Annotated in this window: 22 protein-coding genes; 10 read left to right on the top strand and 12 right to left on the bottom strand. The window is 73.5% G+C overall.

The window, feature by feature from the left end; genetic code table 11:
- Positions 1–55: 55 nt before the first annotated feature.
- The 6 genes from CG719_RS11980 to CG719_RS11955 all read right to left on the bottom strand — a co-directional run bounded on the left by CG719_RS11980 (position 56) and on the right by CG719_RS11955 (position 6,341).
- Positions 56–766, bottom strand: coding sequence for a hypothetical protein (locus CG719_RS11980; protein ID WP_100568542.1), 711 nt, complete (start codon positions 764–766; stop codon positions 56–58).
- Between the two features lie 89 nt (positions 767–855).
- Positions 856–1,653 carry a type III pantothenate kinase gene (locus CG719_RS11975; RefSeq protein ID WP_100568541.1) on the bottom strand — a complete coding sequence of 266 codons (798 nt, stop codon included), beginning with the start codon at positions 1,651–1,653 and terminating at the stop codon, positions 856–858.
- Positions 1,654–1,658: 5 nt separating this feature from the next.
- Positions 1,659–2,636 carry a carboxylating nicotinate-nucleotide diphosphorylase gene (nadC, locus tag CG719_RS11970; RefSeq protein WP_100568540.1) on the bottom strand — a complete coding sequence of 326 codons (978 nt, stop codon included), beginning with the start codon at positions 2,634–2,636 and terminating at the stop codon, positions 1,659–1,661.
- Between the two features lie 5 nt (positions 2,637–2,641).
- Positions 2,642–4,372, bottom strand: a complete 1,731-nt coding sequence (locus tag CG719_RS11965; protein ID WP_100568539.1) for an L-aspartate oxidase — start codon at positions 4,370–4,372, stop codon at positions 2,642–2,644.
- The gene (gene panC / locus CG719_RS11960; protein ID WP_100568538.1) at positions 4,369–5,400 is read right to left on the bottom strand and encodes a pantoate--beta-alanine ligase; all 1,032 of its coding nucleotides are present in this window, start codon (positions 5,398–5,400) and stop codon (positions 4,369–4,371) included. Before panC ends, CG719_RS11965 begins: the two co-directional genes overlap by 4 nt.
- An 8-nt stretch (positions 5,401–5,408) precedes the next feature.
- Positions 5,409–6,341, bottom strand: coding sequence for a Rossmann-like and DUF2520 domain-containing protein (locus CG719_RS11955; RefSeq protein WP_100568537.1), 933 nt, complete (start codon positions 6,339–6,341; stop codon positions 5,409–5,411).
- A 162-nt stretch (positions 6,342–6,503) separates the two neighbouring features.
- Between CG719_RS11955 and CG719_RS11950 the strand changes: the two genes are divergently transcribed.
- Positions 6,504–7,745: a threonine aldolase family protein gene (locus CG719_RS11950; protein WP_100568602.1), complete on the top strand. Its 1,242-nt coding sequence runs from the start codon at positions 6,504–6,506 to the stop codon at positions 7,743–7,745.
- Positions 7,746–7,812: 67 nt separating this feature from the next.
- The gene (locus CG719_RS11945; protein ID WP_100568536.1) at positions 7,813–8,919 is read left to right on the top strand and encodes a DUF5937 family protein; all 1,107 of its coding nucleotides are present in this window, start codon (positions 7,813–7,815) and stop codon (positions 8,917–8,919) included.
- Between the two features lie 4 nt (positions 8,920–8,923).
- Here CG719_RS11945 and CG719_RS11940 read toward each other — a convergent pair whose 3' ends face one another.
- From CG719_RS11940 to CG719_RS11930, 3 genes are read right to left on the bottom strand one after another with little or no spacing between them, the layout of a single operon-like run.
- Positions 8,924–9,595, bottom strand: coding sequence for an AAA family ATPase (locus CG719_RS11940; protein WP_100568535.1), 672 nt, complete (start codon positions 9,593–9,595; stop codon positions 8,924–8,926).
- Positions 9,596–9,627: 32 nt separating this feature from the next.
- Positions 9,628–10,299: a response regulator transcription factor gene (locus tag CG719_RS11935; protein ID WP_100568534.1), complete on the bottom strand. Its 672-nt coding sequence runs from the start codon at positions 10,297–10,299 to the stop codon at positions 9,628–9,630.
- A 59-nt stretch (positions 10,300–10,358) separates the two neighbouring features.
- A complete protein-coding gene (locus CG719_RS11930; protein WP_100568533.1) occupies positions 10,359–11,564 on the bottom strand; it encodes a sensor histidine kinase in 1,206 nt (401 codons plus the stop codon).
- Between the two features lie 279 nt (positions 11,565–11,843).
- On the opposite strand from CG719_RS11930, the gene CG719_RS11925 reads away from it, so the two are divergent.
- Positions 11,844–12,824: an SAM-dependent methyltransferase gene (locus tag CG719_RS11925; protein WP_234375530.1), complete on the top strand. Its 981-nt coding sequence runs from the start codon at positions 11,844–11,846 to the stop codon at positions 12,822–12,824.
- Here CG719_RS11925 and CG719_RS11920 read toward each other — a convergent pair.
- Positions 12,789–13,940 carry an NADH-quinone oxidoreductase subunit D gene (locus tag CG719_RS11920; RefSeq protein WP_100568531.1) on the bottom strand — a complete coding sequence of 384 codons (1,152 nt, stop codon included), beginning with the start codon at positions 13,938–13,940 and terminating at the stop codon, positions 12,789–12,791. The genes CG719_RS11925 and CG719_RS11920 overlap by 36 nt on opposite strands.
- Positions 13,941–13,971: 31 nt before the next feature.
- Between CG719_RS11920 and CG719_RS11915 the strand changes: the two genes are divergently transcribed.
- A complete protein-coding gene (locus CG719_RS11915; RefSeq protein WP_100568530.1) occupies positions 13,972–14,478 on the top strand; it encodes a PH domain-containing protein in 507 nt (168 codons plus the stop codon).
- 98 nt (positions 14,479–14,576) lie between these two features.
- On the top strand, positions 14,577–15,914 hold the full coding sequence (locus CG719_RS11910) for a PH domain-containing protein (protein WP_100568601.1): 1,338 nt from the start codon (positions 14,577–14,579) through the stop codon (positions 15,912–15,914).
- A 58-nt stretch (positions 15,915–15,972) separates the two neighbouring features.
- On the opposite strand, the gene CG719_RS11905 is transcribed toward CG719_RS11910, so the two are convergent.
- Together CG719_RS11905 and CG719_RS11900 are read right to left on the bottom strand one after the other, a co-directional pair.
- Positions 15,973–17,463, bottom strand: coding sequence for a hypothetical protein (locus tag CG719_RS11905; protein ID WP_100568529.1), 1,491 nt, complete (start codon positions 17,461–17,463; stop codon positions 15,973–15,975).
- A 124-nt stretch (positions 17,464–17,587) separates the two neighbouring features.
- Positions 17,588–18,715: an alpha/beta hydrolase gene (locus CG719_RS11900; protein WP_100568528.1), complete on the bottom strand. Its 1,128-nt coding sequence runs from the start codon at positions 18,713–18,715 to the stop codon at positions 17,588–17,590.
- Positions 18,716–18,975: 260 nt separating this feature from the next.
- Here CG719_RS11900 and CG719_RS11895 point away from each other — a divergent pair, with 260 nt between their 5' ends.
- The 5 genes from CG719_RS11895 (at position 18,976) to folK (ending at position 23,477) form a co-directional block, all read left to right on the top strand.
- Positions 18,976–20,757 (top strand): phosphatidylglycerol lysyltransferase domain-containing protein, encoded by a 1,782-nt coding sequence (locus CG719_RS11895; protein WP_376493306.1) that lies wholly within the window; start codon positions 18,976–18,978, stop codon positions 20,755–20,757.
- A 101-nt stretch (positions 20,758–20,858) separates the two neighbouring features.
- Positions 20,859–21,761: a dihydropteroate synthase gene (gene folP, locus CG719_RS11890; RefSeq protein WP_100568526.1), complete on the top strand. Its 903-nt coding sequence runs from the start codon at positions 20,859–20,861 to the stop codon at positions 21,759–21,761.
- Positions 21,758–22,261, top strand: coding sequence for a nuclear transport factor 2 family protein (locus CG719_RS11885; RefSeq protein WP_100568525.1), 504 nt, complete (start codon positions 21,758–21,760; stop codon positions 22,259–22,261). The genes folP and CG719_RS11885 overlap by 4 nt, the downstream gene beginning before the upstream one ends.
- 248 nt (positions 22,262–22,509) lie before the next feature.
- Positions 22,510–22,869: a dihydroneopterin aldolase gene (folB, locus tag CG719_RS11880; protein ID WP_100568524.1), complete on the top strand. Its 360-nt coding sequence runs from the start codon at positions 22,510–22,512 to the stop codon at positions 22,867–22,869.
- A complete protein-coding gene (gene folK / locus CG719_RS11875) occupies positions 22,866–23,477 on the top strand; it encodes a 2-amino-4-hydroxy-6-hydroxymethyldihydropteridine diphosphokinase (protein ID WP_100568523.1) in 612 nt (203 codons plus the stop codon). Before folB ends, folK begins: the two co-directional genes overlap by 4 nt.
- The last annotated feature ends 53 nt before the right edge of the window (positions 23,478–23,530 follow it).

Raw genomic sequence — 23,530 nt, 5'->3', positions numbered from 1 at the left:
GGGATCCAGAGTAGCCACGGCGGCGGGACAAACAGGGGCGGGGTGGCCCGGAGCGTCACACCACCGCGAGCCGCTGCTGCGGCTTCCGCCGCGGGAAGACCTCGCCCGGCGTGGGCACGGGCCGCCGCACCGGCTTCGGCGCGGGCGCCGTCCCTGGCTGCGCCGGCGCGGGCCGCTCCCCCGGCTTCGCGGCGGGCTTCTGGGCGGGCTTCTCGTCCCCGCCCTCCTCCTGCATCGCCCCCTGTCCGCCCGCGACGGCCCGAAACGCGCCGCGACAGGCCGGGACGACCGCCGAAACGCCCCCGGGGCGGAAGGGGCCGGCCGGGGCGGGCGCTTCGGCGGGGGCCGGGCGGGCGGGCGGGACGGGGTGGACGGTGCGAGGGGGCGTCACGGGGGGTGCGAGCGTCCCGCAGTGGCGCAGGAGGGCCGCCGCGGTCGGGTTGCCGCTCAGGGCGGCCAGCGCGGACAGGTCGTCGGCGGTGGGGCGGTGACCCGCGCCCAGGCACTCGGCGAGCAGCGCCAGGTAGCCGGTGACCGTGCCGGGGAGGGCGGCGCGATAGCGGGCGAGGTCGGCCACCAGGAACGCGCGCAGCCGGGCACCCTCGTGCAGGGCCTCGTCGAGTGACTCGGCGAGCCGGCGACAGTCCCGCACGTCTTCGGCGCTGGCGGGACGGGGCTGAAGGGCGAGGGCGAGGGCGCGGCGGAGCACGAGCAGCTCCTCCGCGCCGAACGCCATGCCGCCGCGGGTTCCGTATGGCGTAGGCATAGGCCGACGATACGCGCTAATCAGACAAATTCGACATAAGGCGCGAGCGTGGCGCGCGGGGTGTCTCCACCCCGCTCAGCGACCCGGGCTCACAGGCGCGAGACGTTCCGCTCGTAGACCAGCCGCAGGCCGATGAGGGTCAGCCACGGCTCGTGCTCGTCGATCAGGGAGGACTCGCCGAGCACCATCGGCGCCAGCCCGCCCGTCGCGATCACCGTCACGTCGTCCGGATCGTCGGCCAGCTCGCGGGCCATCCGGCTGACCACGCCGTCGACCTGTCCGGCGAACCCGTAGATGATGCCCGCCTGCATCGCCTCGACCGTGTTCTTGCCGATCACGCTGCGCGGCCGGGCCACCTCGATCTTCCGCAGCTGCGCCGCCCTGACGCCCAGCGCCTCGACGGAGATCTCGATACCGGGCGCGATGACCCCGCCGACGTACTCCCCGCGCGCGCTGATCGCGTCGAACGTCGTCGCCGTGCCGAAGTCGACGACGATCGCCGGGCCCCCGTACAGCTCGTTCGCCGCCACCGCGTTGATGATGCGGTCGGCGCCGACCTCCTTGGGGTTGTCGAAGAGGATCGGCACGCCCGTCTTGACGCCGGGTTCGACGAGCACGGCGGGCACGTCGCCGTAGTGGCGCCGCGTCACCTCGCGCAGCTCCTGGAGCACCGACGGCACGGTCGCGCAGATCGCGATGCCGTCGATGCCCTCGCCCAGTTCGTCGCCGAGCAGCGGGTGCATGCCCATCAGTCCCCGGAGCAGCACCGCCAGCTCGTCGGCCGTGCGGCGCGCGTCGGTGGAGATGCGCCAGTGCTCGACGATGTCCTCCCCGTCGAACAGGCCCAGCACGGTGTGCGTGTTGCCGACGTCGATCGTCAGGAGCATGGCCGTCACTCCGCCTCGCGCAGGTCCAGGCCGATGTCCAGGATCGGCGAGGAGTGGGTCAGGGCCCCGACGGCCAGGAAGTCGACGCCCGTGCCGGCGTACGCCCTGGCGTTGTCCAGGGTCAGCCGGCCCGACGCCTCCAGCAGGGCCCGGCCGCCGACGATGGCCACGGCCTCCTCGCACTCGCCGGGCGTGAAGTTGTCGAGCAGGATCAGATCGGCGCCGGCGTCCACGACCTCGCGCAGCTGGTGCAGGGTGTCGACCTCGACCTCGATCGGCACGTCCGGGAAGGCCTCCCGTACGGCCTTGAAGGCCTGCCCCACGCCGCCGGCCGCGACCACGTGGTTGTCCTTGACGAGGGCCGCGTCCGACAGCGACATGCGGTGGTTCACGCCGCCGCCGCACCGGACTGCGAACTTCTCCAGCGACCTGAGGCCCGGCGTGGTCTTGCGGGTGTCGCGCACGCGCGCATTGGTGCCCTCCAGGGCGTCCGCCCAGGCGCGCGTGGCGGTCGCGATGCCGGACAGACGGCACAGCAGGTTGAGCGCGCTGCGCTCGCCGGTCAGCAGGTCACGCGTGCGCGTGGTGACCGACAGCAGCTTCTGCCCGGCCTCGACGCGGTCGCCGTCCTCGACGTGCCGCTCGACCTCGAACTCGTCCGTGCAGATCACCGAGAGCACCGCCTCGGCAACCCTGAGGCCGGCCACCACGCCCGCCTCGCGCGCGGTGAAGTCGCCGGTGGCCACGGCGTCCTCGGGGATGGTCGCGACCGTCGTCACGTCCACGCCGCCGTCCAGGTCCTCCTGGATGGCGACATTGGCGATGTCCTCGACCTCGACCGGGTCGAGTCCGGCGTCGGCCAGGAGCTGGGCGAGCGCGGGGTCGAGCCCGCACTCCAGGTACTCCTCGTCGGTGTCCGCGCCGCAGGCACAGCCGTCGCCGCAGCCGCCGTTCGAGGCGAGGGGAAGTTCTTCGCTGCTCACTTGTGTCACTGCTCCAGAGGACGCGGGGCCGGGGCCCCGGGGCGGGTCGGGGGGAACTCTGCGGTGTCCGTGGTGTGCACGGCGGGGGTGCTGTCCGGGTTCAGCCGTACGACGATGTGGCGGCGCCAGTGGGTGTCGTCCCGCTCGGCGTGGTCCTCGCGCCAGTGGCAGCCGCGGGTCTCCTCGCGCAGGCGGGCGGCGGCGACCAGGACACCGGCCACGCACAGGAGGTTCGTGGCCTCCCAGGTGTCGACGCCCGGCTCCGCCGTCTTGCCGTTCTCGTCCAGGTCCGCGCGGGCCTCGGCGTGCAGCCGCTCCAGCCGCCCGGCGGCCCGGGCCAGCGACGCGGCGGACCGCAGCACGCCCGCTCCTTCGGTCATGATCCGCTGGATCGCGAACCGGGTCTCGGGGGCGAGCAGGGGCTGGGCGGGCGTCTCCGGGCACGGGACGGGTTCCGGCACGCGCGCGTGCAGGCCGCCGGCCGCGTGCTCCCGGGCGATGTCGGCGGCGATGCGCTCGGCGTAGACCAGGCCCTCCAGGAGGGAGTTGGAGGCGAGGCGGTTGGCGCCGTGCACGCCGGTGCAGGCCACCTCTCCGCACGCGTACAGGCCCGGCACGGTCGTCCGGCCGTGCGAGTCGGTGCGCACGCCTCCGGAGGCGTAGTGGGCGGCCGGCGCGACCGGGACGGGCTCGGTGACGGGATCGATGCCGTGGGCCCGGCAGGCGGCCAGGATCGTCGGGAAGCGGCGCTCCCACATGTCGGCGCCGAAGTGCCGGGCGTCGAGGAACATGTGCTCGGTGCCCTGCTCCAGCATCCGCCGCGTGATGCCCTTGGCGACGATGTCCCGGGGCGCGAGTTCGGCCAGTTCGTGCTGTCCGGTCATGAAGCGCACGCCGTCGCCGTCGACCAGGTGGGCGCCCTCGCCGCGCACCGCCTCGGAGACCAGGGGCTGCTGGCCCTCGGCGTCCGCGCCGAGGAAGAGCACCGTCGGGTGGAACTGCACGAACTCCAGGTCGGAGACCTCGGCACCCGCGCGCAGGGCGAGCGCCACGCCGTCGCCCGTGGAGACGGACGGGTTGGTGGTCGCGGAGAAGACCTGGCCCATGCCGCCGGTCGCGAGGACCACCGCGGGCGCGTGCACGGCGCCCACGCCGTCGTGCTGGCCCTCGCCCATGACGTGCAGGCTCACGCCCGCGGTGCGGCCCTCGGCGTCGAGGAGCAGGTCGAGGACGAGCGCGTTCTCGACCGTGTGCACGCCACGCGCGTGTACCGCCTCGACGAGGGCGCGGGAGATCTCCGCGCCGGTCGCGTCGCCGCCCGCGTGCGCGATCCGGCGGCGGTGGTGGCCGCCCTCACGGGTGAGCTCGATGCCGCCCTCGTCGTCGGTGTCGAAGTGCGCGCCCGTGGAGATCAGCCGCCGTACGGCGTCGGGGCCCTCGGTGACGAGGATCCGTACGGCCTCCTCGTCGCACAGGCCGGCGCCGGCCACCAGGGTGTCGTCCAGGTGCTGGCCGGGGGTGTCGCCCTCGCCGAGGGCCGCGGCCACGCCGCCCTGGGCCCAGCGGGTGGAGCCGTCGTCGAGGCGGGCCTTGGTGACGACGACGGTCGTCAGTCCGGCCGCCTCGCAGCGCAGCGCTGCGGTGAGGCCGGCGACGCCGGAGCCGATGACCACGACGTCCGCCGCGATGGACCATCCGGGCGCGGGCGCGTGCAGTCGTATGCCTGTGCTGGTCACGAGGCGGCTCCCAGGGTTCCGAAGGTGAGCGGGAGGTTGTCGATCAGCCGGGTCGCCCCGACCCGCGCGGCGACGGCGAGGACGGCCTCGCCGGTGAAGTCGTCCCCGACCTCGGTGAAGTCGGCCGGGTCCACCAGGGCCAGGTAGTCGAGTTCCAGCGGCGGGTCGAAGCGCGCGGCCTCGTCCAGGACCAGCTGGGCGGCCGCGCGGACGGCCGCGGCGGCGCCCGGAGTGGCCTTGGCGACGGCCGGAGTGGCCTTGGCGACGGCCGCCGCGTCGGCCGCCGCGCGGGACTCCCCGAGGGCGCTCAGGGCCTCGGCACGCGCACGCGTGGAGGGCACTTCGCGGGCCCGGGCGCACAGCGCCTCCTGGGCGGCGTGCCGGTCGCGGCCCGCGAACAGGGCCTGGGAGAGGGCCAGCGCGGTGTGCCGCTCCTGCGGGGAGAGGTAGCGGTTGCGGCTGGACAGGGCCAGCCCGTCGTCCTCGCGCACGGTCGGTACGGCGACGATCTCCACCCCTGTGTTGAGATCGCGCACCATGCGGCGGATCAGGGCGAGCTGCTGGGCGTCCTTCTGCCCGTACAGGGCCAGGTCGGGACGGGTGAGGTGCAGCAGCTTGGCGACGACGGTGAGCATGCCGTCGAAGTGCCCGGGCCTGAAGGCACCCTCCAGGCGCTCGCCCATGGGGCCCGCGGTGATCCTGACCTGCGGTTCGCCGTCGGGGTAGACCTCTTCGGCGGACGGCGCGAACACGGCGTCGGCGCCCGCCTGCTCGGCCACCTTGAGGTCGGCGTCCAGGGTGCGCGGGTAGCGGTCGAGGTCTTCGCCCGCGCCGAACTGGAGCGGGTTGACGAAGACGGTGACGATCACGAAGCCCTCGTCGCCGACGTGCTCGCGGGCCGCGCGGATCAGGGTGGCGTGGCCCTCGTGCAGGGCGCCCATGGTCATCACGACGGCGGTGCGGCCCCGGCCGGCGCGCTGGTCGCGCACGCAGGTCAGGTCGTTCACCGTGGGGGCGAGTTCGAGCATGCGACGGCTCATCGGTCTTCCCCGTTCTCGGGCAGGTTCGGGCCGCCGGCGAGTACCTCCAGCAGGTCCTCGGCCAGTTCGGGCTTGAGCAGGCCGTGGGCGAGCGCGCGGTCGGCGGTGGCGCGGGCCATCGCCAGGTAGCCGGCGACGGTCTGCGGGGCGTGCCGGCGCAGTTCGGCGACGTGGGCCGCGACCGTGCCGGCGTCGCCGCGCGCGACCGGGCCGGTCAGGGCCGCGTCGCCGGACCGCAGGGCGTTGTCCAGGGCGGCGCCGAGCAGCGGGCCGAGCATCCGGTCGGGGGCCTCGACGCCCGCCTCGCGCAGCAGCTCCATGGACTGGGCGACCAGCGTGACCAGGTGGTTGGCGCCGAGGGCGAGGGCCGCGTGGTACAGCGGGCGGGTCTCCTCGGCGATCCACTCCGGCTCGCCGCCCATCTCGATGACCAGGGCCTCGGCGGCCAGCCGCAGCTCCTCGGGGGCGGTGACGCCGAAGGAGCAGCCGGCCAGCCGCTGCACGTCCACGGGGGTGCCGGTGAACGTCATCGCCGGGTGCAGGGCCAGTGGCAGCGCGCCCACGCGCAGGGCGGGGTCCAGCACCTTCGCGCCGTACCGCCCGGAGGTGTGCACGAGCAGCTGCCCGGGCCGTACGGCGCCGGTCTCGGCGAGGCCCGCGACCAGTCCGGGCAGGGTGTCGTCGGGGACGGTCAGCAGCACCAGGTCGGACCGTTCGAGCACATCGGCGGGCGGCAGCACGGGCACGTCGGGGAGCATCAGCCCGGCCCGCCGCCTGGAGCTGTCGGAGACCGCGGAGACGGCCACCGGGCGGTGCCCGGCGAGCTGGAGGGACGCGGCGAGCGCGGGACCCACCCGGCCGGCGCCGACGACGCCGACGGCGAGCCGCGCGGGGCGGTCCCTGGGGTCTGGTTGCTGGCTACTACTCACGCGACGGTGACCTTCCCGTTCCAGTCCGCTCGGGGTACCGGACGATTTCTCGTCATGTTAACGCGATCGGTTCCGGCGGCGGTCCGGTCGCCCACAGGCTGTGGGCGGCGGAGCGGGAAATGCGGGTGCCCGTCGTGCCCCGGACGCGCGATGATCCGGGGCATGAGTGATACGGCGGAGCAGGACGCACGGAACGCACGGCTCGACGAGCGGGCGGCGGACGACGAGCAGGCGACGGACGGGGAGCAGGTCCCGGAAGGGGAGCGGCTCAAGCAGCTCCGCAAGCGGCGCGTGGCCGCGTGCCGGAGCGCGGAGCGCGCGCTGGGGCGCCCGGCGCACCTGGGGACGCTGAGGGAGCGGCTGGCGCTGCTGGACGGGGTCCGGGAGGTGTACGACCTCGACGAGGCGTCGGACATGTACGGCAACGGGGTCGTGGAGGCCCTGGAGGAGAAGGTCGCCGGCCTGCTCGGCAAGGAGGCCGCGGCCTTCTTCCCCACCGGCACGATGGCCCAGCAGGTGGCCCTGCGCTGCTGGGCGGGCCGCACCGGCGACCCGGCGGTCGCGCTGCACGCGATGTCCCATCCCGAGGTGCACGAGCGGCACGCCTTCAGCCAGGTCGCCGGGCTGCGGCCGGTGCGGGTGACGAGCGAGCCGCGCCAGCCGACCGCCGAGGAGGTGCGCGACCTCGACGAGCCCTTCGGGACGCTGATGCTCGAACTGCCCCTCAGGGACGCCGGTTTCCTGCTGCCCACGTGGGAGGAGCTCCTCGAACTCGTGGACGCGGCACGCGCGCGGGACGCGGTGGTGCACTTCGACGGCGCGCGCCTGTGGGAGACCACCGTGCACTTCGGCCGGCCGCTGGAGGAGATCGCGGACCTGGCCGACAGCGTGTACGTGTCGTTCTACAAGTCCCTCGCCGGTTACGGCGGCGCCGCGCTCGCCGGGCCGAAGGAGCTGGTGGAGGAGGCCAAGACCTGGCGGCACCGGTACGGCGGCAACGTCTTCCAGCAGTTCCCCACGGCGCTGTCGGCACTGGCGGGGCTGGAGCGGGAGCTGCCCCGGCTGCCCGAGTACGTGCGGCACGCGCGCGTGGTGGCCGCCGCGCTGCGCGAGGGGTTCGCCGCGGCCGGGCTGCCCTGGAGCCGCGTCCACCCGGCTGAGCCGCACACCCACGAGTTCCAGGTCTGGCTGCCGTACGACGCCGAGACGGTCGCCGGGGCCGCGATCCGGACCGCCGAGGAGACGGGCACGATGCTCTTCACCGGCGGCTGGGACTCCCCGGTCCCGCGCCTGGCCCGCACCGAGGTCTCCGTCCGGGCCGAGGGCCTGACCTGGACCGCGGACGACGTACGAGCAGCGGTGGCGGACTTCGCCGCCCGCCTCCCCAAGGAGACCGACGGGTAGCCCACCGCGTGCGGCGGTCGCGGGCGGCCGGCGGTGGGTTGTCAGCGGGGCCGGGCACCATGGGGGTATGAGTGTGCGGATCGACATCGCCGGGCTGCGGCCGGAGAGGGTGGCCGTCGTGGCCGCGCCGCTGGCCGAGCTCGGCATGGCGCTGCACGCGCTGTCCGAGCCGGGGCACCACCCCGGTCTTCAGGGCTGGGTGACCGGTGTCACCGCCCGGCTCGACTCGCACCTGGCCGACCGGATGTGCGAGGCGGACTTCCTGTGGCGCACGACGTTCTCCGACCTCTTCCTGCCGTGCGCGGGCGTGCCCGGCGGCTCCACGCTCCCGGGCGCGACCCTCGCCGACGACCTGGACGTCCTCGACAAGCTGTCCGACGAGCAGTTCGTGGACGCCGCCCTGGAGTTCACCTGCGCGCTGCCGTACAGCCTGCCGGGCCCCGGTGCGCTCGCCGACGCCGGGCTGCGCCGCCGTGCCGTGGAGCTGGCCGCCGCGCGCGGGCCGCAGCAGGTGCGCTTCACCGAGCGGCTGCTGGCCGACCCGCCCCGCATCAGGGCCTGGCTGCGGCAGTTCCTCGAGGACTGCGACGAGGCGTTCTTCGCGCGGACCTGGTCCCGGCTGCATCACCAGCTCGCGGCCGACACCCGGCACAAGACCGAGCTGCTGCGCCGCAAGGGCCTGGCCGAGGCCCTGTCGGCGGCGTCCCCGGCGGTGGCGCTCGACGAGGGGGCCGCGCGGATCACCGTCGACAAGCTGGGCGATGGCCGCACGGCCACGGCGGAGGGCGGCCTGCTGCTCGTACCGACGAGCCTCGGCTGGCCCCACCTGATGGTGCTGCACCGGTACGGCTGGCAGCCGGTGCTGCACTATCCGGTCGGCTCCCCGGAGCTCGCCGCCCCGCCCTCGGTGGAGCAGCTCACCCTGCGGATGACCGCCCTGTCCCATCCGGTGCGGATGCGGCTGTGCCGCAGTCTGGCCCGCAGCGCGTGCACCACCAGTGAGCTGGCCCAGGTGCACGGCATGACCGCGCCGGAGATATCCCGGCACCTGGGCGTGCTGAAGAAGGCGGGCCTGGTCACCACCCGGCGCCGCGGACGGTACGTGCTGCACCAGCTGGACGTCACCACGGTCGCCCGGCTGGGCAGCGACTTCCTCGAGGGAGTACTCCGCTAGTGCCCTAGTCCCCCGGGCCGGAGCCGGAGTCGGGCATGTGCCCCGGCCCTTCGAACCGGATGTGCCGGACGCCGACCTTCGCCTGCCGCAGCCGTGTCCGCAGCGGGCCCTCGGTGTTGGGCCGCAGCGTCAGGCCGGCCAGGACGGCGATCCGGTCCGCGGTCTTCGGCACGGTCGAGTGGTCGGTCCACAGATGCTCGGCGAACTCCGGCTCGCGCAGCCTCTCCAGGCAGTCGTCGAGCTGCCGCACGGCCCAGGTCTCCCGGCCGACGGCGGTCTTCCCGGCGACGTACCCGACGAGGTGCCCGAACCCGCGCTCCCGCAGCCGTCTCAGAACGGTCTCGCGTTCCGCGAGGAGCGCGAAGTGCCGTACGTCATGGCGCAGTTCGCGCAGCCGTCCGACGGTCTCGGCGAACTGGCCGGCGTCGGTGACGGTCATGGGCGCGATCACCACGCCCTCGTGCCGGGTGAGCGCCAGGTCGAGGACCTCCACCACCCCCTGCCGCCAGGACGCCAAGTCCCTGAAGTCGCCGCGCAGTCCGGGCGGCAGCATGCGGCGCAGACCGAACCCGGCATGCTCGGGATCGCAGACGACGCTGCCGGGCAGACGGCGCTGGATCTCGTGTGCGGTCTGTGTTTTTCCGCCCCCGAAGGGGCCGTTGATCCACAGGAGCATGCGCAGACCCTACCGATGGCCGCGTACTGCCTTCAGCCGTGTCCGCCGGCCCGGACGAGTCCCGTCTCGTAGGCGAGGACCACCACCTGCACCCGGTCCCGCAGGCCCAGCTTGGTCAGGATGCGGCCCACATGGGTCTTCACCGTCGCCTCGGACAGCACCAGCCGGGCGGCGATCTCGCCGTTCGACAGGCCCTGCGCGACCAGGACCATGACCTCGCGCTCGCGCTCGGTGAGCCGCTGGAGCTCCTTGTGCTGGGGCTCCTTGCCGGCCATGGGCAGCATCGGGGCGAACCGGTCGAGCAGCCGCCGGGTGGTGGAGGGCGCGACGACGGCGTCCCCGCTGTGCACGGAGCGGATCGCGGCGAGCAGGTCGCCGGGCGGCACGTCCTTGAGCATGAACCCGGAGGCGCCGGCCTTCAGCCCGGAGAAGGCGTACTCGTCGAGGTCGAAGGTGGTCAGGATGAGCACCTTCGGCGGGTCCGGCTCGGAACAGATGCGGCGGGTGGCCTCCACACCGTCCAGCTTCGGCATGCGCACGTCCATCAGCACCACGTCGACGGCGGTGGAGCGCAGCACCTGGAGGGCCTCGACGCCGTCGCCCGCCTCCGCGACGACCTCCATGTCCGGCTGGGCGGCGAGCACCATCCGGAATCCCGTGCGCAGCAGCACCTGGTCGTCGACGAGCATCACGCGGATCGTCATCGGGTGGGTCCTCTTCCGTTCGTCATCGGTGGTTCGCGCGGGTGCGGTGTGCGCCGGTGTCAGTGCACCGGTTTGAGCGGCAGCAGGGCGCTGATGCGGAAGCCGCCGCCGGGGCGCGGACCCGCGTCCAGGGTGCCGCCCACCATGCCGATGCGTTCGCGCATGCCGATCAGGCCGTGCCCACGCCCGTCGGCGCCGCCCTCCTCGTACAGCTCGTGCGGCGCGCCCTTGCCGTCGTCCTCGACGAGCAGTCCGAGCCCGTCGTCGAAGTAGACCAGGCGCACGCTCGCGCCCGCGTTCGGCCCGCCGTGCTTGCGGGTGTTGGTGAGGGCCTCCTGCACGATGCGGTACGCGGTGAGCTCGACCCCGCTGGGCAGCGGACGCGGGGTGCCCTCGATCCTGAAGTCGACGGGGAGCCCGGAACCCCGGCACTGCTCGACGAGGTCCTCGATCTGGCCGACGTCGGGCTGCGGCACGTACTCGCCGCCCTCCTGGTGCTCGCCGGTGCGCAGCACGCCCAGCAGGCGGCGCATCTCGGCGAGGGCCTGGCGGCCGGTGGAGGAGATCGTCTCCAGGGCCTTCTTGGCCTGGTCGGGCGCGGCGTCCAGGACGTAGGCGGCGCCGTCGGCCTGCACCACCATCACCGACACGTTGTGCGCGACCACGTCGTGCAGCTCGCGCGCTATCCGGGCGCGTTCCGCGGCGACCGCGACCTTGGCCTGTGCCTCGCGTTCCTTCTCCAGACGGGCGGCGCGCTCCTCCAGCTGCGCGAAGTAGGCGCGGCGGGTGCGCACCGAATCGCCGAGCACCCAGGCGAGGGCGAACGGCACCGTCTGGAAGACGGTTATCGCGACATTGCCCAGGGCGCTCGCGTCGTGCTGCGGCCAGCGGATCTGCGCGAGGGTCGCCGCGCACAGCCCGCCGGCCAGGGCGAACCGGCTGGCCCAGCGGGCGCCGATCGCGGCGACCGTGTAGATGATCACCAGCATGGCGAAGTCGGCGACCATCGTCTCGGCGTCCAGGACCAGCTGCGCCGCACCCGCCGCGCCCGCCAGCACCAGCATCTTCTCCGGCATCCGGCGGCGCAGTGCGACGACCACGCACAGCACGAAGGACAGGGCGAGGCCCGCGTGGACCGAACCGTGGTGGCCGGGCGCCCCGTTGAGATTCGACACGCTCACGCCGGAAAGCCCGAGGAGGATGAGGGCCCAGGAGCCGTCCACCCACATCGGGTGCCTGCGGATGAAGTCATAGAGGCGCTGCACGTAACCCAGAGTAGGGAAGCGGCACAGGTGCCGGGGTCAACCGGAGGGCCGATCCGCACGGGGCTCTCGTACTCCCCAAGGTGGAGGCAGTGATCATTTGTGCGCCTCGCCCCACCGGGCGGACCCTAGTCTGTCGGGGTGACGGAAGACCCGGCGGACAGCACCGAGCGCACCACGGCAAACGGCCCCGAGCGCACCCCCGCGCGCACCACGGCGCGGAGCGCGGCGGGCGGCCGGGCCGAGGAGTGGCGCGGCTGGCGGTCAGCGGCCGAGGAGGCCCTGTACGGGCCGGACGGCTTCTACCGGCGGCCCGAGGGCCCGGCCGGTCACTTCCGTACGTCCGTGCACGCCTCGCCGCTGTTCGCGGCGGCCGTGGCGCGGCTGCTGTGCGGGGTCGACCGGGCGCTGGGCCGCCCGGCGGCGCTCGACTTCGTCGACATGGCGGCCGGGCGGGGCGAGCTGGCGGCGGGCGTGCTCGCCGCGCTGCCCGCGGACGTGGCGGCACGCACGCGCGTGCACGCGGTCGAGATCGCCGCCCGGCCGGAGGGCCTGGACGACCGGATCGCGTGGTCGGAGCAGCCACCGCGGGGCATCACCGGGCTGCTGTTCGCCAACGAGTGGCTGGACAACGTGCCGGTGGAGGTCGTGGAAGTGGACTCCGCGGGCGTGCCCCGGCAGGTCCTCGTACGGCGGGACGGCGCCGAGCGGCTCGGGGAGCCGGTGACGGGAGCGCGGGCGCGGTGGCTGGACCGGTGGTGGCCGCTGGCCGCCGAGCAGGGCCTGCGCGCGGAGATCGGGCTGCCCCGCGACACCGCCTGGGCCGCCGCGGTCTCGCGGGTCGAACGGGGCCTCGCGGTCGCCGTCGACTACGCGCACACGGCCGGGGCGCGACCGCCCTTCGGAACGCTCACGGGCTTCCGGGAGGGCCGGGAGACGGCACCGGTGCCGGACGGGTCGTGCGACATCACGGCGCACGTGGCCCTGGACGCCTGCGCCGCGAGCGCGCCTGAGGGCGCCCGGCTGCTGACACAGCGCGAGGCCCTGCACGCCCTGGGAGTCACCGGCGCACGCCCCCCGCTCAGCCTCGCCTCCACGCGCCCCTCGGAGTACGTACGCTCCCTCGCGCGCGCCGGGGAGGCCGCCGAACTCACCGCGCCGGGCGGGCTCGGCGACTTCGGCTGGCTGGCGCACCCGGCCGGCCTCGCGGAGGCGGACGCGGCGGCCCTATTTGTCGATGTCCCCGACCACGAAGAACATTGACCCCAGGATGGCCACCATGTCCGCCACCAGCGTGCCCGGCAGCAGCTCGGTGAGCGCCTGGATGTTGTTGTACGACGCCGAACGCAGCTTCAGCCGGTACGGCGTCTTCTCACCCTTGCTGACCAGGTAGTAGCCGTTGATGCCGAGCGGGTTCTCGGTCCACGCGTACGTGTGCCCCTCGGGCGCCTTGAGGACCTTGGGCAGCCGCTGGTTGATCGGGCCGGGCGGCAGCTCGGCCATCCGGTCCAGACAGGCGTCGGCGAGGTCCAGCGCGTTGTGGGTCTGCTCCAGCAGGCACTCGAAGCGGGCCAGGCAGTCGCCCTCCTGCCGGGTGACCACCTTCAGGGTGTCCTGGAGCTCTCCGTACGCCAGGTACGGCTCGTCACGGCGCAGGTCGAAGTCGACGCCCGACCCGCGCGCGATCGGACCGCTCACGCCGTAGGCGTGCACGGCCCGCGGCGTCAGGACGCCCACGCCCCGGGTGCGTCCGCGGAAGATCTCGTTGCCGAGCACCAGGTCGTCGAAGACGTCCATGCGCGAGCGCACGGCGGCCACCGCGGCACGCGCGCGCGTGGTCCAGCCGGCCGGCAGGTCCTCCTTCAGGCCGCCGACCCGGTTGAACATGTAGTGCATCCGGCCGCCGGAGACCTCCTCCATGACGTTCTGGAGGACCTCGCGCTCCCGGAACGCGTAGAAGACCGGGGTGATGCCGCCCAGCTCCAGCGGGTAGGAGCCGAGGAACATCAGGTGGTTGAGCACCCGGTTCAGCTCGGCGAGCAGGGTGCGCGTCCAGACCGCGCGCGCGGGCACCTCCATGCCGAGCATCCGCTCCACGGCGAGGACCACGCCCAGCTCGTTGGAGAAGGCCGACAGCCAGTCGTGGCGGTTGGCCAGCATGATGATCTGGCGGTAGTCCCTTGCCTCGAACAGCTTCTCCGCGCCGCGGTGCATATAACCGATCACCGGCTCCGCGCGTTTGATGCGCTCGCCGTCCAGCACCAGCTTCAGCCGCAGCACGCCGTGCGTGGAGGGGTGTTGCGGCCCGATGTTCAGCACCATGTCGGTGCTCTCCGCGGCGCCGCCGATCCCGACCGTGGTCTCCGTCGTAGGAGTCATGGACACAGTCTCTCGTACGTACGCTTGCCCCATGGAAACGGGGAGCCGGGAGGACGAGCGGGCGGCGGCCGGGGACGAACCGGTGTGGCGGGCGCTGCCGCGCGGCCTGCTGCGGATGCGCCGGCTGTTGCTGGTGGTGTGGCTGGGCCTGTTCGCCCTGGCGGCGGGGCTGCTGCCGGGCCTGCTGGCCGGCCTCGCCTGGTCGGCGTTCGCCCTGCTGCCGCTGGCCCTGATGGCATGGGGCTGGGTGCTGCTCGGCCGCAACTGGCGCTCCTGGCGGTACGCCGAGCGCGCCGACGACCTGCTGATCAGCCGAGGCGTGCTGTGGCGCGAGGAGACCGTGGTGCCCTACGGGCGGATGCAGCTCGTCGAGGTCACCTCCGGGCCCGTGGAGCGGCACTTCGGGCTGGCCACCGTGCAGCTGCACACGGCCGCCGCCGCGACCGACGCGATCATCCCCGGCCTCGACCCGGCCGAGGCGGAACGGCTGCGCGACCGGCTCACCGAACTCGGCGAGGCACGATCGGCGGGGCTGTGACGGCGGCGGGGGGCGACGAGGCCGTACGCGGAGAGGTCATACGCGGGAAAGCCGTTCCCGGACAGGCCGCGTCCGAAGAGGCCGTGAGCGACGGCGGCATATCCGAACCGGCCGTGAACGACGCGGCCGTACCCGGCGGGCTGCCCGTGACCGAGCGGCGGCTGCATCCCGTCACACCCCTGAGACGGGCGTGGGCTCCGGTCGCCGTGCTCACGGGCTGGGCCGTGCACGACCCCGACCAGGCGCAGCGGCACCTGACGCGGCTGACGACGACCACGCTGGTGACCGGACTCGCGCTCGTCATACCCCTGGCCGCCCTCTACGGCTTCCTGTCCTGGTGGTTCACGCACTTCGCGGTGACCGACACCGAACTGCGCATCCGCACCGGGCTGTTCTTCCGCCGCACCGCGCACATCCGGCTGGAGCGGATCCAGGCCGTCGACGTCACCCGGCCGCTGCTCGCCCGGGTCGCGGGCGTGGCCAAGCTGAAACTCGACGTCGTGGGGACGGACAAGAAGGACGAACTCGCCTTCCTCGGCGAGGAGGAGGCGCGGGCGCTGCGCGCCGAACTGCTCGCGCGCGCGGCCGGGTTCGCGCCGGAGACGGCGCACGAGGTCGGTGAGGCACCCGCGCGGGAACTGGTCCGTGTACCCGGGCGCCTGATCGCCGTCTCGCTGCTGCTGACCGGCGCGACCTGGGTGTCGCTGGTCGCCGCCGCCGTCGTACCGCCGCTGCTGTGGCTGGCCACCCACAGCCTGTGGACAGTGCTCGCCTCCGTCCTGCCGCTGCTCGGCAGCGCCGTGGCGAACAGCGCGGGACGCTTCGCCGCCGAGTACGACTGGGTGGTAGGCGAATCGCCCGACGGGCTGCGGATCGACCGCGGGCTGCTGGACCGCACGCACGAGACGGTGCCGCCTGGGCGGGTACAGACCGTACGGATCGTGGAGCCGCTGCTGTGGCGGTGGCGCGGCTGGGTGCGGGTCGAGCTGGACGTCGCCGGGTCGTCGAACACCTTGCTGCTGCCGGTCGCTCCGCGGGAGGTCGCCGAGTCGGTGATCGCCCGGGTCCTGCCCGGGGTGACGGTGCCTCAGGCCTCCGGCCTGCTCCGGCCGCCGCGGCGCGCCCGGTGGTGCGCGCCGGTGTGGTGGCGCGGCCACGGGATCACCGTCACCGACGCGGTGTTCGCCGCGCGGCACGGGCTGCTGCGGCGCCGGCTCGCACTGGTGCCGCACGCGAAGGTACAGAGCGTACGGCTGCGACAGGGGCCCTGGCAGCGCGTGTGGGGCCTCGCCGGCGTGCACGTGGACAACGGGGCCGGCCGGACCGTGACGGCCCGGCTGCGGGACGCGCGGGAGGCGGACCGGCTGTTGCGGGCCCAGGCGGAGAGGTCGCGCACAGGCCGCCGGAGCGCGCGGCCGGACCGGTGGATGACCTGACCGGTGGGCGACCCGGGTGCGACGCCGGGCGGGTGCCCGGCGTCGCGGAGGACCGGCGTCAGGAGGCCGCGGTGCGCAGCCCCGGAAGGGTGATCTGTTCCGTCTCGTCGTGGGCCGTCAGGTCGATGATCTGATGGCCGGCGACCGGCGCGTCGGCGTCGGCCGGCTTGTACTGGGACTCGGCCTCCGCCTTGTGCGGGGCGAGCGACTCCTGGCCCACCACGTCGCCGAGGCCGTCGTTCCGTACGGTGTCCGACTCGGTGGCCGACGCGTCCGCCTTCGTGCCGAAGAAGTCGAAGCCGCCCTCGACCAGCGGGCGCCGCGAGGGCGCGGCCGGTACGACAGCCACCGCGGTCGGCACGGTGAAGTGCCCGGAGGGCAGCCGAGGCGCGGGCTTGGCCGACTCGGCCTCCTTGGCGGAGGAAGCCGGTAGGGCGGGGGCGGGTGCGGAGGAGGCAGGCGCGGCCTGCTCACCCGAATCGGCCGCGGCCGAGGACGCGATGGACCGGTCGACCGGCTCAGCGGCCTCGGCCATCCCGGCCGCCCCGGCGAGGTGACTCCGGTCGGCCGGCTCGGCGGGCTCGACCAACTCGGTCGCCCCGGTCGACTCCGCGGAGTCCTCCCGGTCGGCGGGCTCGGCGGTCTCGACGGGCTCGGTCTCCGTCCCCGCCTCGTCCGTGGCCGCCGCGCGCTCGCGCGCCTCGTCCGTCTCGTCCGTCGCGGACTCCGGGTCGGCGTCGCCGTCCGCCGGTACGGACGCTTCCCGCACCGGGTCGGTCTCCGACGCCGTGTCAGCTTCCTCCGAGGTACCCGCCTTGGCCGCCTCGTCCGTCCTCGCCGCCCGGGCGCCGTCCTTGCCCAACCGCGACAGGGCGGCCTCGGCGCGCAGGTACAGCTCGGATCCCTCCGGAGAGAACGCGCCGGGCGCCGCGGCCTCCGGTCTCTTCTCGGTCGGCCCGGTCGCGGGAGCCGCGGACTCGTGCGTCTCCGCACCCTCGACGTCCGCGACGTCGACGTCTGCACCCTCGACGTCCGTGACATCGGCCGCGTCCACGGCGTCCGTCGGTGCGGCGGGCAGCGCGAGCACGTCGGGGCCGGTCTCGATCTCCAGCAGGCGGCGGCCCTCCAGCGCGCTCGCGCGCTCGGTCTCCGCCGTGGCGTACCGCCGCAGCAGTGCCGCATGCTCGTTGCGCAGCCCCGCGAGTTCCGTGCGCCGGGCGCGCAGCTTCTCCTCAAGGCGGCCGCGCAGTTCGCGTGACTCCTCGAGGTCGGTCTCGAGTTCGGCGATCCGTTCCTCGAATCGCCACTCGTCGCTCACACGCGCGCGCGTGAGGTCGGCTACCTGCCGTCCGGCCTGCGCGTCCCAGCGGCGCATGACGACCGCGCCGAGAACAGCGGTCACCGCGGCGGTCCCGGCGAGCAACCGCAGCACCGCCGCGTCCGTGAACGCCCAGGGGCCCAGGGCGCAGACGACGGAGACGCCGGCGATCACCGAAGACGGCAACAGCCTGTGCAGGGGTGGGGAATGGCGATGACGTCCACGTGACATGGCCAGAAACTTACCGCGCGTACCTGAATCATGTCGGGCCGCCCCACAAAAAGACAGCCATAACGAAACCTTCATGCGCCGAAGGGAGTTCCGGCCGCGTTTTCCTCCCCTTCAAAGATCATTTTCAGCGGTCGCCCAGCAGGCCGCTCATCCACTGCAACGTCGCCGGGATCTCGCGCCGCCAGGTGTTGAAGTTGTGGCCGCCGCTGTCGAGGATGATGGACGCGATCCGCGTCCTGTTCGTCGCCTTCACCGCGTCGATGAACCTGAGCGTCGACCTGTAGTTGCCCTCGCCGAGCCTGCTGCTGGTGACGAGCAGCGAAGTGTCGGGCGCCGGCAGGTGCTTGACGCTCCACAGCAGATCGGCACGGTTCCGCAGATTCCTGTCCCCCTGGAAAAGATCACCCGTGGTCGGATCGATGGGCGCCCTGTAGTACGGGGACAGGCCCGCACCCGCGGCATACACCTCGGGATGGTGCAGTGCGAGTTTCAGCGCGCAGTAACCGCCCGTGGAATCGCCGACAATGCCCCAGCTGCCCGGCTTCCTTCCGACCCGGTAGTGCGCGAGAAGCGCGTCCGGCAGGTCCTTGGCGAAGAACGTCTCGGTCTGCGGACCGCCCGGGACGTCCACGCACTCCGTGTCCCGCGGCGGCGCCACCGTGGGCCGCAGCATCACCAGGATCATCGGCTGCGCCCGCCCGGTCCTGGCCAGCTCCTGCGCGGTGTGCGGGTAGCGCAGCTTGCTGATCAGCGCCTGCGCGGTGCCCGGGTAGCCGGTGAGGACCACGGCCGCCGGGAAGGTACGGGTCCGGTACTGCGGCTGGAAGTACTCCGGCGGCAGGTAGACGAACGCGGGCGAGGCGATGTGCGTCGTACGGCCCACGATGCCGACCTGCTGGATCTGTCCGGAGACATGGGGCCGGTCGCCGTCGCCCAGCCGCACCTGCTGGGTGCCGATCACCTGGAGGGGGCCTCCGGTGCGGCCGTGCGCGGAGTTGTCGACGACGACCCCCGGCGCGTTCTCCTGCCCGAACAGGTCCGCCCAGCTGGCATAGAAGCCGAAGGCCTGGTTGGCGGCGAGTGCGACGCAGACGAAGATCGCCACCTGGGTGGCCAGCAGCATGCCGACGCGCCCGGTCACCGCGTGCCAGGTACGGCGGGCCAGACGCGGCCAGAGCCACACCGTGCCGGCGAACAGCAGCACGGCGAGGAGAATCGCCAGTACCAGCACCTTGTTGCTCGTGAGACCCATGGGCTTCCCTGCCTGCACTTCCCGCCTCAGGGCTCGCCGACGCTTCCTTGCGAGGGCTTGCCCTGGGCTTTCCCTGCCCTTTGACCCGACTTTCCGGCGGGGAGTGAACCTCTCTCCCCGAGACACCGTCCTAGAGGGCGCAATGTCGCCGGATGCCCGGATCGGCACCGGATTCAAGGTCTCTCGCAGAACTACGGGATGCGATGTCTGTCAGGATAGATGGGGAATTGTCGGACGGGGTTCCGGACCGATCCAGCAGGATGCGGCGCATACTGCGCGGCCCGCGCCCCGAGGCCGTCCCCGCGCTGGTCGCCAGGGCCTGCGCGGTCGTCGGCCTCCTGGACATCGCCGCGGGCGTCTTCCCACGCTTCCGGCACAGCCGGATGCACGCCATGGCCGAGGTGCTGCCGGGCTCGTTCGGGCCGTTCGCCGCGGCGCTCTCGCTCAGCGTGGGCGTGCTGCTGCTGTTGCTCGCGCACGGCCTGAGGCGGCGCAAGCGCCGGGCCTGGCGCGCGGCCGTGGTCCTGCTGCCGGCCGGCGCGGCCGCGGAGTTCGTCTACCGGCACTCCGTGGTCGGGTTGGTCATCTCGCTGGCGCTGCTCGCGCCGCTGCTGTTCCACCGCGGCGAGTTCGCCGCGCTGCCGGACCCGCGCAGCCGCTGGCGGGCGCTGGCCAACTTCGTCCTCATGAGCGCCGGCTCACTGGCCCTGGGCATGATCATCGTCAGCGTGCACACGCACCGCATGGTCGGCGACCCCAGCGTGGCGGACCGGCTGACCCATGTCGTCTACGGCCTGATCGGCTTCGAGGGCCCGGTGGACTACCAGGGCAACACCTCCTGGACCGTCGCCTTCTCCCTCGGCGCCCTCGGCTGGCTCACCGCCGTCACCACCGTCTACCTGGCCTTCCGCCCCGAGCACCCGGCGGCACGCCTGACCGAGGAGGACGAGAGCAGGCTGCGCGAGCTGCTGGCCCGGCACGGCGGCCGCGACTCCCTCGGCCACTTCGCGCTGCGCCGCGACAAGGCCGTCGTGTTCTCCCCCAGCGGCAAGGCGGCGGTGACGTACCGCGTCGTCTCCGGCGTGATGCTCGCCAGCGGCGACCCGATCGGCGACGTCGAGGCCTGGCCGGGCGCCATCGAGCGCTTCATGGACGAGGCCAGGGCCCACTCCTGGACGCCCGCCGTGATGGGCTGCTCCGAGACCGGCGGCGAGGTGTGGACCCGGGAGACCGGCCTGGACGCCCTGGAGCTGGGCGACGAGGCGGTGGTCGACGTCGCGGATTTCTCGCTCGCCGGACGCGCGATGCGCAACGTCCGCCAGATGGTCAAGCGCATCGAGCGAGCCGGCTACGAAACCCGGGTGCGGCGCATCCGTGACCTCGGCGGCACCGAGCTGGAGCGGGTCCGGCGGGCCGCCGAGGACTGGCGCGGCACCGACACCGAACGCGGCTTCTCCATGGCGCTCGGCCGCATCGGCGACCCGGCCGACGGCGACTGCCTCATCGCCACCGCCCACAAGCAGGACGCGGAGCCGGGCGAGTACGGCGATCTGAAGGCGATCCTGCACTTCGTGCCCTGGGGCGAGGACGGCGTGTCCCTGGACCTGATGCGGCGCGACCGCTCGGCCGACCCCGGCATGAACGAACTGCTGATCGTGGCGGCGCTCCAGGCCGCCCCGAAGTTCGGCATCACCCGTATATCGCTGAACTTCGCGATGTTCCGCTCGGCGCTGGCTCGGGGCGAGAAGATCGGCGCCGGCCCGGTGCTGCGCGCCTGGCGCGGGCTGCTGGTCTTCCTCTCCCGCTGGTTCCAGATCGAGTCGCTGTACAAGTTCAACGCCAAGTTCCAGCCCCGCTGGGAGCCGCGGTTCGTCGTCTACCGCGCCTCCTCCGACCTGCCCCGCATCGGCTTCGCCGCCATGCAGGCCGAGGGCTTCGTCGACCTCGCCCTGCCGCTGCCGCGCTTCCTGCGCCGCCGTTCCGCCGCCGCCCAGAGCCCCTGCGCTCACTCGGTGGCGGAACCGGACGTCCGCGCGGCATGACCCGGGACCGGCCCGGGCGGAACCCCCATCCCCTCCAGCACAGGGGGGTTCCGTCCGGGCCACGGCACGAAGGCCCAGGGGGCGGGGCCTACGCTGAACGTATGAGCAACTTCAGCGGGCGCGGCCGCGTGGCGGGCCTTCCGGCGTGGGGCCGGTGCGCGGTCATGGGGGTCGTGAACGTGACCCCCGACTCCTTCTCCGACGGAGGCCGCTGGTTCGACACGACCATCGCCGTCAAGCACGGCCTGGACCTGGTCGCCCAGGGCGCGGACCTCGTCGACGTCGGCGGCGAGTCCACCCGGCCCGGCGCCAGCCGCGTCGACGAGGCCGAGGAGCTGCGGCGCGTCATCCCCGTGGTGCGCGGCCTCGCCGCCGAGGGCGCCACGATCTCCGTCGACACCATGCGCGCCCGCGTCGCCGAGCAGGCGCTCGCGGCCGGTGCCGCCCTCGTCAACGACGTCAGCGGCGGCCTCGCGGATCCCGCGATGATCCCCGTGGTCGCGGACGCGGGCGCGCCCTTCGTTGTCATGCACTGGCGCGGCTTCCTGGAGGGCGGCAACGTCCACGGGGTGTACGAGGACGTCGTCACCGAGGTCGTCGACGAGCTCCACGCGCGCGTGGAGGCCGTCCTGGAGGGCGGGATCGCCGCCGACCGCGTCGTCGTCGACCCCGGCCTCGGCTTCTCCAAGGAGGCCGGGCACGACCTCGCGCTCCTGGCCCACCTCGACCGCCTGCGCGGGCTCGGCCACCCCGTGCTGGTCGCCGCCTCCCGCAAGCGCTTCCTCGGGCGGGTGCTGGCCGGCCCGGAGGGCGCGCCCCCGCCCGCGCGCGAGCGCGACGCCGCCACCGCCGCCGTCTCCGCCCTCGCCGCGCACGCCGGCGCCTGGGCTGTCCGCGTCCACGAGGTCCGCGCCACGGCGGACGCGGTACGCGTCGCCCGCGCCGTGGAACAGGCCCGCACCCCCGCGGGCCCGGCGGACAGTCCCGCCGAAGGAGACCGGTGAGCGCGCCCCACACCGACGTCGAACAGGTGGAGGCCGCCAACACCGCCTACTACGAGGCCCTGGAGCGGGGTGATTTCGAGGAGCTGTCCGCGCTCTGGCTCACCCCCTCCGACCTGGGCGTCGACGAGGAGTACCACGACCCGGCCGACACCGGGGTGGTCTCCTGCGTGCACCCCGGCTGGCCCGTGCTCACCGGACGGGGCGAGGTGCTGCGCTCCTACGCGCTGATCATGGCGAACACCGACTACATCCAGTTCTTCCTCACCGACGTGCACGTCTCGGTGACCGGCGACACCGCCCTGGTGAACTGCACGGAGAACATCCTCAGCGGCGGCCCCGCCCCGGCGGCCGGCGGCGAGCTCGGCCCGCTGGTGGGACAGCTCGTCGTCGCCACCAATGTCTTCCGGCGCACCGGCATCGGCTGGAAGCTCTGGTCCCATCACGCCTCCCCGGTTCTGGCCGAAAACGACGGTGCCGAGGACGACGACACACCCGCCTGAGTGGGTAGGCGCCTGAGCAGGAACGCGGAGTGGCCGGAATCACGGACTGCGGGAGAAGGGCCGCCCACCGGTCCGTGAGCATCCGGGTTCTCCAGGGGAAACACACGGTGAAACCTGCCGGGTCCGGCTCGCCCCGCCTCCCCGCGGCCCGGCTCCGTCAGTGCCCGCAGGTAGATTCGTGCCAGGCCGGTGTGCCGCCCGTACGCGGCAGGGACCGGTCGCCGCCGACGATTGCAGGAGTGATTCGCGTGGATCGTGTCGCGCTGCGCGGCCTGAGGGCCCGCGGGCACCACGGTGTGTTCCCCAAGGAACGCGAGGAGGGCCAGACCTTCCTCGTGGACATCGTCCTGGGAGTCGACACCCGGCCGGCCGCGGCCGACGACGACCTGGCGAAGACCGTGCACTACGGCATCGTGGCCGAGGAGGTCGTGGCCGTGGTGGAGGGCGAGCCCGTGAACCTCATCGAGACGCTCGCCGAGCGCATCGCCCAGGTCTGTCTGAAGCACGGCGGGGTCCTGGAGGTCGAGGTCTGCGTCCACAAACCGGACGCCCCGATCACCGTGCCCTTCGACGACGTGACCGTCACCATCACCCGGAGCCGAGTATGAACGTGCCTTTCACCAAAGGGCCCACCGACCCGACCGTCCAGCCGGTGCCCGCCTCGGTCGTCGAGAAGGTCGACGCCGCCGACACCACCCTGCAGAACCCCAAGCGAGCCGTGATCTCGATCGGCTCCAACCTCGGCAACCGCCTGGAGACCCTCCAGGGTGCCGTCGACGCCCTGGAGGACACCCCCGGCGTCCGCATCAAGGCCGTCTCCCCGGTCTACGAGACGGAGCCGTGGGGCGTCGAGCCCGGCTCCCAGCCGTCGTACTTCAACGCGGTGGTGGTCCTGAAGACCACGCTGCCGCCGTCCTCCCTGCTGGAGCGCGCCCACGCCATCGAGGAGGCCTTCAGCCGGGTCCGCGACGAGCGCTGGGGTCCGCGCACCCTCGACGTCGACATCGTCGCCTACGCGGAGAACGTCTCCGACGACCCGGTCCTCACGCTTCCTCACCCGCGGGCGCACGAGCGCGCCTTCGTCCTGGCCCCGTGGTACGACGTGGACCCGGAGGCGCAGCTCCCGGGCCGCGGCGCGGTGGCCGATCTGCTGACCGCGCTCACCCGCGACGGCGTCGAGCCGCGGGCGGACCTGGAACTCCGGCTGCCCGAGTAGTCGTTAAGGTCAGGGCGACGCAAGGTCTGCGACCGGCCCCGGTCCGGGGGAGC

Source organism: Streptomyces sp. CB01373 (assembly GCF_002803075.1).
In the GTDB taxonomy this organism is placed as follows: domain Bacteria; phylum Actinomycetota; class Actinomycetes; order Streptomycetales; family Streptomycetaceae; genus Streptomyces.
The sequence above is the reverse complement of the archived record's forward strand: the minus strand, read 5'-3'. Positions and strand labels throughout refer to the sequence as shown.